The 14,460-nt window shown below is 73.5% G+C and carries 13 protein-coding genes; 9 read left to right on the top strand and 4 right to left on the bottom strand.

The window, feature by feature from the left end; genetic code table 11:
* The first annotated feature begins 32 nt into the window (after positions 1–32).
* Positions 33–638, top strand: a complete 606-nt coding sequence (locus tag BLV05_RS30770) for a TetR/AcrR family transcriptional regulator (protein WP_046768808.1) — start codon at positions 33–35, stop codon at positions 636–638.
* A gap of 25 nt (positions 639–663) precedes the next feature.
* Here the strand turns inward: BLV05_RS30770 and BLV05_RS30765 are convergent, their stop codons facing one another.
* The 4 genes from BLV05_RS30765 to BLV05_RS30750 form a co-directional block, all read right to left on the bottom strand.
* Positions 664–1,347, bottom strand: coding sequence for an ACT domain-containing protein (locus tag BLV05_RS30765; RefSeq protein WP_046768809.1), 684 nt, complete (start codon positions 1,345–1,347; stop codon positions 664–666).
* Positions 1,348–1,400: 53 nt separating this feature from the next.
* Positions 1,401–2,048 (bottom strand): response regulator transcription factor, encoded by a 648-nt coding sequence (locus BLV05_RS30760; RefSeq protein WP_046768881.1) that lies wholly within the window; start codon positions 2,046–2,048, stop codon positions 1,401–1,403.
* A gap of 41 nt (positions 2,049–2,089) precedes the next feature.
* Entirely contained in the window at positions 2,090–3,826 is a 1,737-nt protein-coding gene (locus tag BLV05_RS30755) for an ABC transporter substrate-binding protein (RefSeq protein WP_082155228.1), read from the bottom strand.
* A gap of 145 nt (positions 3,827–3,971) precedes the next feature.
* Positions 3,972–4,568, bottom strand: a complete 597-nt coding sequence (locus BLV05_RS30750) for a PadR family transcriptional regulator (protein ID WP_046768810.1) — start codon at positions 4,566–4,568, stop codon at positions 3,972–3,974.
* Between the two features lie 249 nt (positions 4,569–4,817).
* Between BLV05_RS30750 and BLV05_RS30745 the strand changes: the two genes are divergently transcribed.
* The 8 genes from BLV05_RS30745 (at position 4,818) to BLV05_RS30710 (ending at position 14,223) form a co-directional block, all read left to right on the top strand.
* Positions 4,818–5,105: a hypothetical protein gene (locus tag BLV05_RS30745; protein ID WP_046768811.1), complete on the top strand. Its 288-nt coding sequence runs from the start codon at positions 4,818–4,820 to the stop codon at positions 5,103–5,105.
* 9 nt (positions 5,106–5,114) lie between these two features.
* A complete protein-coding gene (locus tag BLV05_RS30740) occupies positions 5,115–6,125 on the top strand; it encodes an MvdC/MvdD family ATP grasp protein (protein ID WP_197683418.1) in 1,011 nt (336 codons plus the stop codon).
* Positions 6,122–7,327 carry a methyltransferase domain-containing protein gene (locus BLV05_RS30735; protein WP_052762461.1) on the top strand — a complete coding sequence of 402 codons (1,206 nt, stop codon included), beginning with the start codon at positions 6,122–6,124 and terminating at the stop codon, positions 7,325–7,327. The genes BLV05_RS30740 and BLV05_RS30735 overlap by 4 nt, the downstream gene beginning before the upstream one ends.
* 233 nt (positions 7,328–7,560) lie before the next feature.
* On the top strand, positions 7,561–8,220 hold the full coding sequence (locus BLV05_RS30730) for an ABC transporter ATP-binding protein (protein ID WP_063932550.1): 660 nt from the start codon (positions 7,561–7,563) through the stop codon (positions 8,218–8,220).
* 204 nt (positions 8,221–8,424) lie between these two features.
* Positions 8,425–8,610 (top strand): hypothetical protein, encoded by a 186-nt coding sequence (locus BLV05_RS30725; protein WP_046768812.1) that lies wholly within the window; start codon positions 8,425–8,427, stop codon positions 8,608–8,610.
* 15 nt (positions 8,611–8,625) lie between these two features.
* Positions 8,626–9,567 carry a MauE/DoxX family redox-associated membrane protein gene (locus tag BLV05_RS30720; RefSeq protein ID WP_052762462.1) on the top strand — a complete coding sequence of 314 codons (942 nt, stop codon included), beginning with the start codon at positions 8,626–8,628 and terminating at the stop codon, positions 9,565–9,567.
* Positions 9,564–11,414 (top strand): ABC transporter ATP-binding protein, encoded by a 1,851-nt coding sequence (locus BLV05_RS30715; protein WP_046768813.1) that lies wholly within the window; start codon positions 9,564–9,566, stop codon positions 11,412–11,414. Before BLV05_RS30720 ends, BLV05_RS30715 begins: the two co-directional genes overlap by 4 nt.
* The gene (locus BLV05_RS30710) at positions 11,398–14,223 is read left to right on the top strand and encodes an ABC transporter permease (RefSeq protein WP_046768814.1); all 2,826 of its coding nucleotides are present in this window, start codon (positions 11,398–11,400) and stop codon (positions 14,221–14,223) included. The genes BLV05_RS30715 and BLV05_RS30710 overlap by 17 nt, the downstream gene beginning before the upstream one ends.
* Positions 14,224–14,460 lie beyond the last annotated feature (237 nt).

Below are 14,460 nucleotides of genomic sequence, written 5' to 3'. Positions count from 1 at the left end.
CCGATCGGTAAGTATTTCTACCGTACGGTAGGATGGCATCCGTGGCAACGCGAAGGGGTTCCGGCGGCGACGAGCGCCGGCTGACGCTGACCGAGCAGGCGCGCAGGGGGCAGCTGATCGAGATCACGATCGAGCTGGTCGCCGAGAAGGGCTACGGGGGGACGTCGCTGGCGCGCATCGCCGAGGCCGCCGGCATCACGAAGGCGGCCGTGCTGTACCACTTCCCGACGAAGGACGCGCTGGTCGAGGCCGCGTACGAGCACGTGCTGGTGGCGCTCACCACCGAGGTCGGCGAGGCGGTCGAGGCGGCTGACGCGGCGGGCGGGCCGGGCGCCTACGTTCGCTCGATGATCGGGCACCTGCACGAGCATCCGCGGCACACCCGGATGATCGTCGAGGCGCTGGTCCACGGCGGCGCCGACCACGCCCCGGAGGCGCGGTGGGGGCCGTTGGCCCAGCTGATCGAGGCGGCCGCCGAGGCTCGCGCCGGTGGAGAAGTGGACGCGCGGACGCTGGCGATCATCGTCGGCGGCGGGATCGACGCGATCGTGTCCGAACGGCTGCACGACCCGCGGTACGACACGAGGGCGGCGGCCGACCTGCTCACCGAGCTGCTGGAGGCGGCGCTGTCGCGCTGATCGCACCGACCGGCCGGCGACGACGTCAGCCGGTGGCGGCCTCGTCCGCCTCGGCGGCCGGGGCGGCGCGCCGGATGGCCTGGGCCAGCGCCACCAGGTGAGCGAGCCGGGCCAGTTCGGAGTCGAGGATGCGCGGCCCGCCGTCGCGGCCGAAGATGATGGCCTGGCCGGTGTCGTCGACCGGGACGCCGACCGCGACGACGTCCTGCCAGGGCTCGGGGGCGTCGGGGCCGACGGCGATGCGGGTGGCCTCGGTCAGCGGCAGCCAGGGCGCCTCGTAACCGTCGTCCTCGGGGGCGCCGCCGCTGGCCCGCTGCACCTTCAACGTCGACCCGGACGCCGGCAGCAGCAGCCCCCAGCCGGACCGGAAGATGCCGGGCACGAGATCGACCAGGATCTCCTCGGCGCGGTCGGGCTCGTCGGTCATCGCCTCGACGGCCTCGAGGTCGCGGTGCAGGCTGGCGCCTGGCGAGTAGTGCCCGATGAACTCGACCGTGACGTCCTCGACCGTGCGGCACGCCGTCACCAGCGAGTCGGGCAGCCGGCCTCCCGGCAGGTCGACCAGGAAGTCGTCGACGACGAAACCGTCGGCGCGGTGCTCGACGACGTCGACGCCGACGATGTCACCGCCGGCGGCACCGACCGCGGACGCGACGGCGCCGAGCGAACCGGGACGGTCCGGTACGACCACACGCAGGAGAAACGACATCAGAACAGAGTGACACAGATCCTGTCACGAACGTATTGCGCTCTCGCGATGCCTCAGTGTTCGGCGCGCAGCCACGCCAGCACCGCCAGCACCCGCCGGTGGTCGTCGTCGGACGGGGGGAGGTCGAGCTTGGTGAGGATCGACGAGATGTGCTTCTCGACCGCGCCCTGGGTGACCACCAGCAGCCGGGCGATCGCGACGTTCGTCCGGCCCTCCGCCATCAGCGCCAGCACCTCGCGCTCGCGCGCCGTCAGCGTCTGCAACGGGTCGCGCCGCCGCCGGGCGAACAGCTGCGCCACGACCTCCGGGTCGAGCACCGTCCCGCCCGACGCCACCCGATCGAGGGCATCGGAGAGGTCGGCCAGCGCCGACACCCGGTCCTTCAGCAGGTAGCCGACCCCGCCCGCGCCGTCGGCCAGCAGGTCGCCGGCGTAGGACTCCTCGACGTACTGCGACAGCACCAGCACGCCGGTCCCGGGCACCGCCGACCGCGCCGCCAGCGCGGCCCGCAGTCCCTCGTCGGTGAACGTCGGTGGCATGCGGACGTCGACGATCGCGACGTCGGGGCGGTGCTCCTGCACCGACCGCACCAGCGTGTCGCCGTCGCCGACGGCGTCGACGACGTCGGCGCCGGCCTCGCCCAGCAGACGAACCAGGCCTTCGCGCAGCAACAGGGAATCCTCGGCAAGTACGACACGCACCCGCACAGCATGCCAGGTGGCCCCGACGCCAGTACTCGCGGTCAGTCTTCGGGCTCTACCCACACCGCCCCGAACGCGACCGACCCGTACGGCGCCCACGCGTGTGCGTCGCGCACCTGCGATCCCACGAGCCGCAGCTGCTGGTCGAACCGCAGCGGCACGACGACGGCGTCGGCGACGGCACGCGCGTCCAGCTCCGACCACGCCGCGGCCCGGGCCGCCGGGTCCAGCTCGCCGGACGCCGCGTCGGCGTCGGCGGTGAACGCGGCGTCGTCGTAGCGGGACAGGTTGGCCGCGCCGCCGGCCGGCGTGAGCAGGTCGGCGACGGTGGCGCCGTCCATCCACGTCGGCGCCCAGCTGCCGAGCATCAGCGCGTGCGGGCTCTGCGGGTCCTGGATCGCCGGGTAGTACTCGGCCGGACCCATCGGCACGGTGTCCAGGGTGATCCCGGCCGTGCCCAGCGACTGCTGCAGGACGGTGGCGGCGGCCTGGTTCGCGGGGGTGTCGAGGAAGGCGAAGCTGAGCGGCGGCATCGGCGCGCCCGCCTCGGCCAGCAGCGTCTGCGCCCGTGCGGGGTCACCGGCCGGCGGGCCGGCGCCGGGCGAGCCGGACGCCGCGGCCGCGTCCTCGGAGCGCAGGCCGTGCGGCAGCAGCCCGTCAGCGGGCGTCCCGCCGACGTCGCCGCCGAGCGCCTCGTGCAGGGCGGCGCGGTCGACGGCGGCCGCGATCGCCCGGCGGTGGCCGGTCAGCGGGACCCGGGCGGTGTTGATCGCCAGGTAGCGCACGCCCAGCCCGGGCCCGGTGACGGTGCGGTCGTCGAGTGCGTCGTCGCGCGGGAACGCCGAGGCGGCCGCCGGGTCGACGGCGGCCGCGATCGCCGTCCGGTCCGCGCCCGAGTCGGCGATCATCCGCTGGTCGAGCTCGTCCGGGTCGAGGTCCAGCTGCACCTCGACGCGGTCCGGGTAGGCCGGGCGCAGCGGGTCGGTGTCGCGGTCCCAGGCGTCGTTGCGGACCAGCGTCAGGTGCTCGCCGGCGTCCTGGTCGACCCGGTACGGGCCGGACGACACCGGCGCGGTGTCGTAGCCGACGCCGGCCGGCGTGCCCTCCGGTACCGGGCCGAACGCCGGCGTGCTGACGGCGTCGCCGAAGTCGCCGGCCGGGCGGGCCAGCCGGAACGTGACCGTGCGGTCGTCGCCGGAGCAGCTCACCGCGCGGTCGAACGCGGCGACGTCGCCGGGGTCGGTCGTGTACGGCCCGGTGTAGACGGGGTTGCCGTCAGGCCCGGCGGGGACGTCGAGCAGCCGGATCGCCCGCGAGATCCCGCTGGTCAGGATGAACTCCGGGTCGAACGCCCGCGAGACGCCGAACTTCACGTCCGTGCAGGTGATCGCCGAGCCGTCCTCGAACGTCACGCCGTCGCGCAGCGTGAACGACCACTCGGTCGCGTCGTCGTTCGCGCTGCCGGTGTCGGTGGCGAGGTCGGCGACCAGCTGGACGTCGGCCGGGTCGGCGTCGTACGAGTACGCCGTCAGCGTCCGCTGCAGGAACGACGTGGCGAACGCGATGTCCTCGGGCAGGTACATGCGCTGCGGATCGAGGTGGGTGAACTCCGGCTGGCTGCTGAGGTAGTGGAGCGTGCCGCCCGCGGCCGGCTCGTCGCTCTGCGTCGTCGCCGAGCAGGCCGCCGCGACCAGTGCTGTCGCCAGGGCCGCCATCAGCGCTGGCGCCCGTAGCGCGCCCTGCCGCGATCGGACCGGTGTCTGGGCACCATCGATCATCACGTCACGCTCACCCCCTGCACCTAGCCGTCGCGACCGGCTCAGACTGAGCCGCGAGTGTGGCGGCGCGGTTGCGCGCGGGCGAACACCGGGTGTCCTGCGTCGGACATGGAACTACGTCGCCGTGATCTTGGGTGGACCGGGGTCAGGACGCGTGCCGGGCCTTGCTGGGCTGGTCGTCGGCGTCCTTCGCCTGGGCGCCGGGCGCCTGGGCGGCGGGCATCAGCGGCTCTCCGGCGCGCGACTCGACCGCCTCGATCAGCTTGATGTCGGCCTGCGTGTGCAGGATCGCCGCCTCGATGGTGAGCGCCGCGAGCGCGTCGTGCTGGTGCGTGCGCCGGCTGGTGCGCAACGTCTGCAGCTCGGCCAGCCGGGCGTCGTGCTGGATACGGCAGACCTCGCGGATGTCGTCGGGGCCGCGGCGGCCCGCGGCGAGCACCTTGAGGATGAAGTCGTCGCGATAGCCCGACGTGCGCGTGGTGGGCGTGGCCAGCCACTCGTCGAGGTCGCTGCGGCCCGCCGACGTGATGAGGTACACGGTGCGGTCGGGGCGGGAGTCCTGCGGCACCGTGTGCGAGCTGACCATGCCGTCGCGGTGCAGACGGTCGAGGATCTGGTACACGTGGCCGATGTTCAGCCCACCCCACTGGGGTCCGACGGCCTTCTCGAAGTTCGCCTTGAGCTCATACCCGTAGCTGGGTCCGTCGGCCAGCAGGGCGAGAACGGCATGCTGAAGCGGCACCCTCACACTGTACGGGTGAACGGGCCGTTCCATCGACATTCACGGCCCGTAATCCAAGGTCGTGGCGAGTGTCATGTACCGCCGGCAGGGGTCGCGCGGCGTCCAGCGCGGGCGGAAAGCGCATGCTCGACGAGCTGGAAGCCGTCGCCGGCGGCGTCCGGGGGTTGACCCGCCGAGATCCGGGACCCTTGCGCTCTGCTCGACCATCGGTCACGCTTGAGGTCACGCGATGGGCTGTGGAGGTAGGTCATGACGACGCCCGTGATCGAGCCCGATGGTGGCCTGGATCTGGCTTTGCATTCCCCGGACGCGGAATCTCGCGCTGTTCTGGCGCGCGTGGGTGACGTGTTCCCCCTGGATCCGAGCGGGCACCTCCTGATGGCCAGCGGAGAACGTCCGTCGCAGATGCGCCCGTGGGGGCTGAGATTCTCCCGTCAGGCTCAGCCACGGGCCGGTCAGCACGAAGGCCCGACGAACGAGACGTCAGGCCATCCCGACGGCCAGCCCGGCAGCCCCGAAGAGATGTACCGGGACTGACCTCAACCGGTGATCAACGCGCCGACCGACGGTGAACGCAGCTCTGTACTCATCCTGACGCACGACGAAGATCGGACCGCTGAACGCGTGGCGGCCGAGCTTGCCAGCCGTGGTGTCCGCGTCATTCAGATGGACGCCGCCGACTTCCCCACGCGGGTCGCCATGGCCGCGGAGTTCGACCAGGCCACCGCGCTGTGGCGTGGACGTCTGAGCGGGTCCACCCGCGCGGGACGGCCGGTCTCGGTCGATCTCGAGGATGTCGCCGGGGTGTATTTCCGCCGGCCGACACAGTTCGAGCTGGCCGATGGCATGTCCGGTCCGGAGCGGGTCTTCGCCTACGGCGAGGCGCGGCGCGGCCTCGGTGGCGTCCTGATGGGTGCCGGGTGCACGTGGGTGAACGACCCGGCGCACGCGATGGCCTGTGAGTACAAGCCGGTTCAGCTGGCTGCAGCCGCCGCGAGCGGGCTGCGGGTGCCGAGGTCGGTCGTCACCAGCGACGAAGATCACGCCGTCCGCTGGGCGAAACGACTGGGCCGGCCGGTCGTGTACAAGCCGCTCGGCGGCATGTGGGTCCCGGAGGAGGGACAGGTCCGCGTGCTGTACACCACGGTGGTGGACGACCTCGCAGCCCTGAACGAAGGCGGCCTGGGGCTGACGGCTCATCTGCTTCAGGAGTGGATCGACAAGGCATACGAAGTACGCGCCATCGTCGTCAGGGACCGCGTGTTCGCCGTCGCCATCCACTCCGACACACCAGCCGGCCGTACGGACTGGCGGGCCGACTACGACTCCCTGCGCTATGACGTTGCCGACCTTTCCGCAGAGGTGACGGCCAACCTGATCACGCTGCACAGAAGGCTTGGACTGGCCTATGGTGCGTGCGACCTCATCGTCACACCTGATGATGAGGTGGTGTTCCTCGAGACGAACCAGGGCGGCGAGTGGGGTTGGCTAGCTGCCGCGTGCGACCTGCCGATCGCCTCGGCGCTGGCCGACGTCCTGCAAGGAGGCCCGTCATGACGGCCGTTGTCGCCGAGGAGGACTGGCGCCCGCGGGCCGTCCAGCTGGCTGACGAACTGGTCAGGAGTGGTTCACTCACCGACCAGGCGTGGCGGGATGTCTTCGCGGCCGTGCCGAGGCATGTCTTCGTCCCGCACTTCGCCCGAACGGAGCTCACCCCGAACGGAACGAAGTACACACTCGTCAACGGTGACGACCCGGACCAGCGCGAGTCGTGGCTGAGGGCCGCCTACTCCGACACGACACTGCTCACTCAGGTCGACGGACAGCCGGTGGAAGAGGCATTCGCCACCGCGAGCGGATATGGACGACACACCAGCTCGGCGACAGCTCCGGGGCTGATGGGCTGGATGCTCGAGGACCTAGGCGTGCGCGACGGGGATGACGTGCTCGAGCTGGGCGCCGGCACCGGCTACAACGCAGCGCTGCTCTCCGTCCGGCTCGGCGACCAGCACGTGACATCGGTCGACATCGATGCGCAACTCGTCGAGACCGCGCGGTGGCGGCTGGCCGAGGTGGGGCAGCGTCCGACCGTTGAAGTCGGCGATGGTCGCAGCGGGTGGCTGCGCCGCGCGCCCTATGACCGCGTCATAGCGACGTTCGCGCTGCCGTACGTGCCTGAGTCTTGGATCGACCAGACCAGTCATGGCGGGGCGATCCTCACCAACGTGTCCGGATCCGTCGGCGGCGCCATGCTTCTGGCGGAGGTCACCGGCCCGGGAACGGCCACGGGCACGTTCGTGTCGCGATGGGCGGGATTCATGCCGTCCAGACACCAGCCGTTGACCCGTCCGGACTCGGCGGCGGACTACGTCGCAGGGCACACCATGCTGGCGGCGGACGCGCTGGACGACCGTGCGTTCGCGTTCCTGGCGCAGCTCCATCTCCCCGGGGCTCGGGTCTACCACGCGGTCCGAGACGACGGGCGCAGGCTACGCGGCCTACTCGCGCCGGACGGCTCGTGGGCCGAGGTCTACGAGCCCGATCCGGCCGGTGAGTGCGCCGTCGAACAGGGCGGTCCCCAACGGCTGTGGGACGTCGTCGAGACCGCGCACCACCTCTGGATCGACGCGGGCCGCCCCGACTGGACCAGCTATGGCTTCCACGCCGAACCCGGCCGTCAAACGGTCACCCTCGGCGATCACAGCGGCTGGGAGCTCACCGACGGGACGGGCGTCAGAAGGCCAGAGCGGCCTTCGTGACTACGGCGTCAGGCAGACGGCTTCGGGGAGAGCGGGAATGCCCGGAAGATGAGAGAATGTCGGCGGCTGTTTGACTGCGCTGAGCCGAAGGTCATGATGATCACATGAGACGGCACGGTCCCAGCGACGCTGCGGACGTCCGGTCGGGGGGTCACGACCGGTTCCCGGGTGCGCCCATTTCGCTGCACGAGGTCACCCGGTTCTACCGGCAGGGTGGCGCCCACGTACCCGCACTGGTCGACGTCACCCTCGACATCCACGCAGGTGAGACCGTCGCGGTCGTCGGCCCGTCCGGGTCGGGCAAGTCGACGCTGCTGCACGTCATCGGCGGCATGGACCGGCCCGACTCCGGCACCGTCGTGGTCGGCGGCACCCGGGTCGAGCAGCTGTCGCGGCGCGCGGCGGCAGCGTTCCGGCGCGGCGTCGGCGTCGTCTTCCAGCACTACCACCTGCTGCCCCAGCTGACCGCGCTGGACAACGTCGTGGTGCCGCTGATGCCGATCCAGGTCGGCTTCGACCGCCACGAGCGGGCCCGCGAGCTGCTCGACGCCGTCGGGCTCGGCGCCCGGGCCGCGGCGCGCGTCGGCGACCTCTCCGGTGGCGAGCAGCAGCGGGTGGCGATCGCCCGCGCACTGGTGGCGCGGCCGAAGCTGCTGCTGGCCGACGAACCGACCGGCGCGCTGGACTCCCGCACCGGCGACGAGGTGCTCGACCTGCTGGCGCAGGTGCAGTCCGACTACGGCATGACGCTGATCCTGGCGACGCACGAGGCGGCGGTCGCCGCTCAGTGCTCCCGCATGATCAGCCTCCGCGACGGCGCCGTCGTCGCCGACCACGCGGTCTGGGATCCGCAGCCTGACGAGACGCTGCGCCGGGCGACCGGCCTCGGCTGAGCCGGCGGGCGAAAACGGCCTCCTGCCCAAGGGCGGAACATGATCGTACGGTGTCCTGCGGGGGGCGCTGAGGCGTCGCAAGTGAGCGATGCGCCGCGTCCAGGCGAACAGTCCGTGACAGTCCGGTCGGCATGGGTGTCAACTACCTAGGCGCAAGGTAGAAATAAGGACATACCACCAGAAGTTCGACTCGGGGAGCCTGCCATGGCCACCATGCTCATGTCCGCAGTGAAGTCCGTGTTCGCGCCGGTCAGCGCCGTCCGCGATTGCCCGCCCGACTGCCAGTTCGAGACGACCTGCGCCGGCGGGCTCCTCCTCCGCCGGCAGTGCTGCTTCCGGCCTGACTGCGTGTACCAGTGCGGCAGCTGGCAGCAGATCGGGACCTGCTGACGGGCGCGTGAGGAGATGATCGGTTTCCTCGCCGAGCTGACGCGGTGGGCACTGATCCTGGTGTTCGCCGCGGCGGTCGTCGGCAAGCTGGTCTGGCCTGATGGCCTGACCGGCCTGGGCACCACGCTCAAGGCGGGTTTGCACGTGCCCGCCCGGCTGGCCGTTCCGGCCGCGACCGCCCTGGTCGTGGCCGAGGCGGTCGTCGCGGTCCTGCTGGTCGTGCCGGTGACGCTGACGGCGGGCCTGCTGGCCGCCGGGCTGCTGAGCGCGGCGATGACCGCCGGCACCGTCGTGCTGGCCCGGCGCACCGAGGCGCTGCCGTGCCGCTGCTTCGGCTCCGGGTCGACCCCGGTGACGTGGTCGACGGTCCTGCGCAACGCCGGTCTGACGGCGGTCGCTGCGGGCGCGCTGGCGCTGTCCGGTCTCGAGGACGGCCGCGACGCCGGCCTGGCGGTCAGCCTGGCCGCGCTGATGACGGCGGCCGCCCTGCTGCTCGCGGGGCGCCAGCTGGCGCTGCGCGCGCCGCGCGGGCACTCGGGACACCAGCACGGCGCCGCCGGCCGGCCGGTGACGCTGCCGCCGAACGGCCCGGACATCGGGTCGCCGGCGCCGGCCGTGCCCGGGACGGTGCCGCCGCGGGCCGGCGGGATCAGGCTGATCGCGTTCGCCTCGGCCACCTGCCAGGGCTGCCGGGACGGGCTGCCCAAGCTGGTCGCGTACGCGCGGCTGCTCGGCGGTCGTGACCGCGTCGTCGTGGCGATCGTCGGCGACTCCGTCGCCGGTGCGGATATCGAGGCCGCGGTCTCCGGCGTCGCGCGGGTCATCGCCGACGAGCGCGCCGACGGACTGGCCGGTGTCTACGGCATCGCGGTGTTCCCGACGTACGTGCTGGTCGACGACGGGCTGGTCGAGGCCGTCACCCTGTCGGTCAACGAACTCCCACGTCCGGTGCGGTGACCGGGCCGGAGGCCGAGCGCGACACCCGCGTCACCCTCCGGACCGTCGTCCGCGCTCTCGGCCTGTTGTGGTCGGCCGCCCCCGGGTGGTCGGCCGGGTTCGCCGCGCTGTCGCTGCTGGCCGGCGTCCTGGTGCCGCTCGACGCGTGGCTGCTGGCCCGCGCGCTCGACACCGTCGTGGACGGTTCCGGCCGCGGCGCCGCCGTGTCGGCCGTTGCGCTGCTGGGCGCCGCGGCCGTCACGACCGCGGTCGTCGCCGCGGTGACCAGGTACGCCGAGAGCGAGCTGGCCCGCCGGGTCGCGCTGCGCGCCAAGGGCACGTTGATGCGGGCGGTCGCCCGGATCGCCGGCCTGGAACTGCTCGAGCGGCCGGCCTTCCTGGACCGGCTGCGGCTGGCCGAGCAGGCCGGGTCCGGCGCTCCGCAGGTGCTGATCCAGGCGGTGTTCGGCGCGCTCCGGGCGGCGGTCGCCGCCGCCGGCCTGATCGTGGTGCTGGCCGCGGTCAGCCCGTGGCTGGTGCTGCTGACCGTCGCCGGCAGCCTGCCCGCGGCCGTGGCCGCCGTCGCCGAGAGCCGCGACCGCGCCCGGATGCTCTGGGGGATCACGCCCGGGTTCCGGCGCGAGATGTTCTACGGCACCCTGCTCACCGACGCCGGCGCGGCGAAGGAGCTGCGCGTCTTCGGCCTCGGCGACCTGCTGCACGACCGGATGACGACCGAGCTGCGCGCCATCGCCCGGGCCCAGCGCGCGGTCGAGCGGCGTGCGGCGCTGGCCCAGGGCGGACTGGCCGCGGCGAGCGCGCTGCTCGGCGCCGGCGCCCTGGTGTGGGGCGCCGTCCAGGCGGTGGCCGGCACGATCACCGTCGGTGACCTCAGCATGCTGGTCACCGGGCTGGCCGGGTTACGGGCGGCGGCGGCCGGCCTGGTCCGGTGTTTCGGCGACGGCCACCACAGCGCGCTGGTCTTCGGGCACTTCGAGGCGGTGCTGGAGACCGCGGCCGCGGCCGCCGTCCCGACGCCGCCACCGCCCGGGCCGCGGCTGCACACCGTCCGGCCAACCGGCGTTGAGCTGCGCGACATCACCTTCCGTTACGCTGCGGGCCATGCGCCGGTATTGCGTGGCGTCTCGTTCACCATTCCGCCCGGCGCCATGGTCGCGCTGGTCGGGGCCAACGGCGCAGGCAAGTCCACCATCGTCAAGCTGCTGTGCCGGCTCTACGAGCCGACGTCGGGCAGCATCCGCTGGGACGGCCGCGACGTCGCCGGCCTGCCGCCCGACGCCGTCCGGCGCCGCATCGGGGTGCTGTTCCAGGACTTCGTCCGCTACGACCTCACCGTCGCCGACAACGTCGGGTTCGGCGACGTCCGGCGGCTCGGCGACGAGGCGGCGCTGCGCGCGGCCGTCCGCCTGGCCGGGGCCGACACCGTCGTCGAGCGGCTGCCGCAGGGATACCGGACCATGCTGAGCCGCGTGTTCGGCGGCACCGACGACGCCGACGGCGTGCAGCTGTCCGGCGGGCAGTGGCAACGGGTCGCGCTGGCGCGGTCGCTGCTGCGCGACGACGCCGACCTGATGATCCTCGACGAGCCCAGCTCCGGCCTCGACGCCGACGCCGAAGCCGCGCTGTACGAGCACCTGCGCACCGAGCGGGGCGGCCGGTCGTGCCTGCTGGTGACACACCGGCTGAGCGCGGTCCGGCACGCCGACGCGATCGTCGTGCTGGCCGGCGGACGGGTCGTCGAGCAGGGCGGCCACGACCAGCTGCTGGCCGCCGGCGGCGAGTACGCCCGGCTGTACCGACGCCAGGCGGACGGGTTCGGGAGGCCGGCCGATGCCGCCGCCGGCTGACCCGGGCCGCCGCGGCCTGCTCGGCCGGTGGCGTCGTGGCGACGCCGCGGGCGGGCGGCCCGGCGTCGCCCCGCTGGTCCGCGCCCAGCTGCGCGCCCACTGGGGCCGGGCGCTGGCGCTCGGTCTCGGCGTCGTCGCCGCGACCTCGGTGTTCACCGTGCTCACCGGTGCCTCGGAGGTCGAGCGGCTGGAGCTGCGCGGCGAGGTGGCCGCCGCGCCGAGCCAGTACCACATCCTGGTCCGCCCGCCCGGAACCCGTACCGACCTCGAGGCCGAGCACGGGCTGGTCCGGCCGTACCAGCTGTCCGGCCAGTTCGGCGGCATCTCGCTGGCCGACTACGACGCCATCCGCGGGCTCGGCGGCGTCGAGGTGGCCGCGCCGGTCGCGATGGTCGGCTACATCATGACCGCGACGCAGGTCGCCGTCGACGTCGGCCCGCGCACCGACGCGAGCCGCGAGTTGCTGGTCGCCGACGTCGTGTACACCAGCGACCGCGGGCTGACCGAGATCGAGCAGCCGGCCGCGTCGTACTCCTACGTCACGCCCAACGCCGTCTCCGTGGTGGGCCAGCTCAACGACACCGGCGCGCCGCATGGCGTGGCCGAGACGATGCCCGACGGGTCCGCCGTGCTGGTCTGCCCCGCCCGGGTCTACGGCGCGGGTGTCGCGGACTCGCCGGCCGCCGCGGCCCGCGAGCGCAGCAGCAGCTGCCTCACGACCCGGCCCGGCAGCGACCCGGCCACCCGCACCCTGCAGGCGCCGTCGCGGCGCACGGTCACGCTGGAGTGGTCTTTCCCGGTGCTGGTGGCGGCGGTCGACCCGGAGCAGGAGGCCCTGCTGACCGGCGACGGCGACGTGCCGGCCGCACTTCAGGCGCTGGCCGGCTCCGCGTCCGCCACCGGCACCGGCAGCCGTCCGGTCCCGGTCGTCGTCGGCGCCCAGGCGGGCGTCGACGCGCAGGCCGAGGTGACGGTGCGCCGGCTGCCCGACGACGCCGCGGACCGGTTCGCGGCGGGCGTGCCGTTGGAGCAGGTCGGCGACCTGCTGGCCACGCCCGGGCTGGTCGTCGGCGCCGACACCGTCACCGCGCAGCAGGCCTACCAGGAGCTCATCCGGGAGGCGACCGAGCGTCCGGTGAGCATCCTGGTCGACAGCTTCTGGACCACCGAGCCGACGGCCTACGACGTCGGCGCCGGCGGGGTGCTCAAGCCGCGGCCGGTCGGCAACCCGCAGGACGTCTGGCAGTCGTCGGTGCGCATCGAGGGCTACGTGCCGGCGCCGCCGGTGGTCGCCGACACCGGGTTCCGCGCCGTCCGCCCGCACCCCGGCTCGGCCGTCTCGCAGACCGGTGCCACGCTGCCGCAGCTCGGGATCGTGGGCGTCTTCGAGTCCAGCGACTTCGAGGCGGCCCAGTTCGACGGCGCGTACGGCCTGGCGCCGGCCGACGCACGCAGCCGGGAGCTGCTCGGCGACCAGCCGCTGCTGCCGTCGGGCAGCCCGGCCGCCTACCACCTCGGCCCGCCGACGGCGTTCGTCCGGCTGTCCGACCTCGAGACGTTCACCGGGTCGGGCATCGAGCTGGCCGACCCGGACGCGCCGGTCAGCGCCATCCGGGTCCGGGTGGCCGGGGTCGAGGGCGTCAGCGCGCTCGAGCGCGAGCGGGTCCGGCTGGTCGCCGACCAGATCCGCGCCGCCACCGGCCTCGACGTCGACATCGTCCTCGGCAGCGCGGCCACCGAGCAGACCGTCGAGCTGCCGGCCGGCGCGTTCGGCCGCCCGGAGCTGGCGCTGGCCGAGACCTGGATGCGTCAGGGCGTCGTCGCCGCCGTCATGCAGGCCGTCGACCACAAGAGCGTGACCCTGTTCGTGCTGGTCCTGGCCGTCAGCACGCTGTTCGTCGCGAACGTCTCAGCGGCGTCGGCGCGGTCTCGTCGGGGAGAGCTGGAGGTGCTCAGCCGCATCGGCTGGAGCCGCGGGCACCTGCTGCGGCTGCTGCTGGCCGAGGTGCTGCTGGTCGGCGGCGCCGCGGGGATCGCCGGCGCGCTGGTCTCGGTGGCGGTCGGGTGGGTCACCGGCCTGGAGGTGACGGTGTCGCGCGCCCTCGTCGCCGTGCCGGTCGCGGTGTTCGTCGCGCTGGTCGCCGCGGCGTGGCCGGCGTGGCGGGCGTCGAAGCCGTCCGTCGCCGGGATGGTGCAGCCGCGGACGGCGCCCGGCCAGCGCGCGTCCGGGATGCGCGGCGTCCGCTCGCCGGTCGTCCGCGGGGTGCGGTCGCTGGCGGTGGCCAACGTGGTCCGCTCGCCGGGGCGGACCGGCCTCGGCGTGCTCGCGGTCGCGCTCGGGTGCGCGGCGCTGACCGCGCTGCTCGGCATCACGCTGGCGTTCAACGGCGCCGTCGTCGGGTCCGTGCTGGGCGACGCGGTCTCCGTCCGCGCCCGCGAGATCGACTACGTCGCCGTCCTGGTGACGATCCTCCTGTCCAGCATCGCCGTCGCCGACGTCGTCTTCCTCAACATGCGCGACCGCCGGGCCGAGTTCGCCGTCCTCCAGGCCGTCGGCTGGGGCGACGGCCGGGTGCGCCGGGTCGTGCTGGCCGAGGCGGCGCTGATCGGCTGCACCGGCGCCGTCTGCGGCACCCTCGCCGGCCTGGCCGTCGCCGCGGGACTGGCCGGCGAGCTGCGCGCCGAGCTACTGGTCGCCGCGGCGCTGACGGTGACCGGCGGCACGGCGATCCCGGTGCTCGCCAGCCTCGTCCCGGCCGCCGCGCTGCGCCGCATGACCGTCGCCTCGACCCTGACCCGCGACGCCTGACCCGAACCGCCCGCCCCGCCGCCCCGTCCTCCGCGCCCCGCCTCCGCCTCCGCCTCCCAAAGTTGATCATGGAGAAGGTCGGCCCTGGAGGCGATCTGGAGCCGACTTGCTCCATGATCAACGGGGCGGGGGTGGAGCGTTCGTTCGTCCGATCTCATGGCGTCACGTGGGCGCCGCCCGTCGGCCATCTGCGATTGGTCCGATAAGTGCGATTCAGTGCACCCATCGGAGGTTCCG

It is taken from the genome of Jiangella alkaliphila, from assembly GCF_900105925.1.
Taxonomy (GTDB): Bacteria; Actinomycetota; Actinomycetes; order Jiangellales; family Jiangellaceae; genus Jiangella; species Jiangella alkaliphila.
The sequence above is the reverse complement of the archived record's forward strand: the minus strand, read 5'-3'. Positions and strand labels throughout refer to the sequence as shown.

Excerpts from the sequence above, each read along its gene's own strand:
- BLV05_RS30770 (WP_046768808.1), top strand. The coding sequence starts at position 33 with ATGGCATCCGTGGCAACGCGAAGGGGTTCCGGCGGCGACGAGCGCCGG.
- BLV05_RS30765 (WP_046768809.1), bottom strand. The coding sequence starts at position 1,347 with ATGTCGTTTCTCCTGCGTGTGGTCGTACCGGACCGTCCCGGTTCGCTC.
- BLV05_RS30755 (WP_082155228.1), bottom strand. The coding sequence starts at position 3,826 with ATGATCGATGGTGCCCAGACACCGGTCCGATCGCGGCAGGGCGCGCTA.
- BLV05_RS30745 (WP_046768811.1), top strand. The coding sequence starts at position 4,818 with ATGACGACGCCCGTGATCGAGCCCGATGGTGGCCTGGATCTGGCTTTG.
- BLV05_RS30735 (WP_052762461.1), top strand. The coding sequence starts at position 6,122 with ATGACGGCCGTTGTCGCCGAGGAGGACTGGCGCCCGCGGGCCGTCCAG.
- BLV05_RS30725 (WP_046768812.1), top strand. The coding sequence starts at position 8,425 with ATGGCCACCATGCTCATGTCCGCAGTGAAGTCCGTGTTCGCGCCGGTC.
- BLV05_RS30720 (WP_052762462.1), top strand. The coding sequence starts at position 8,626 with ATGATCGGTTTCCTCGCCGAGCTGACGCGGTGGGCACTGATCCTGGTG.
- BLV05_RS30710 (WP_046768814.1), top strand. The coding sequence starts at position 11,398 with ATGCCGCCGCCGGCTGACCCGGGCCGCCGCGGCCTGCTCGGCCGGTGG.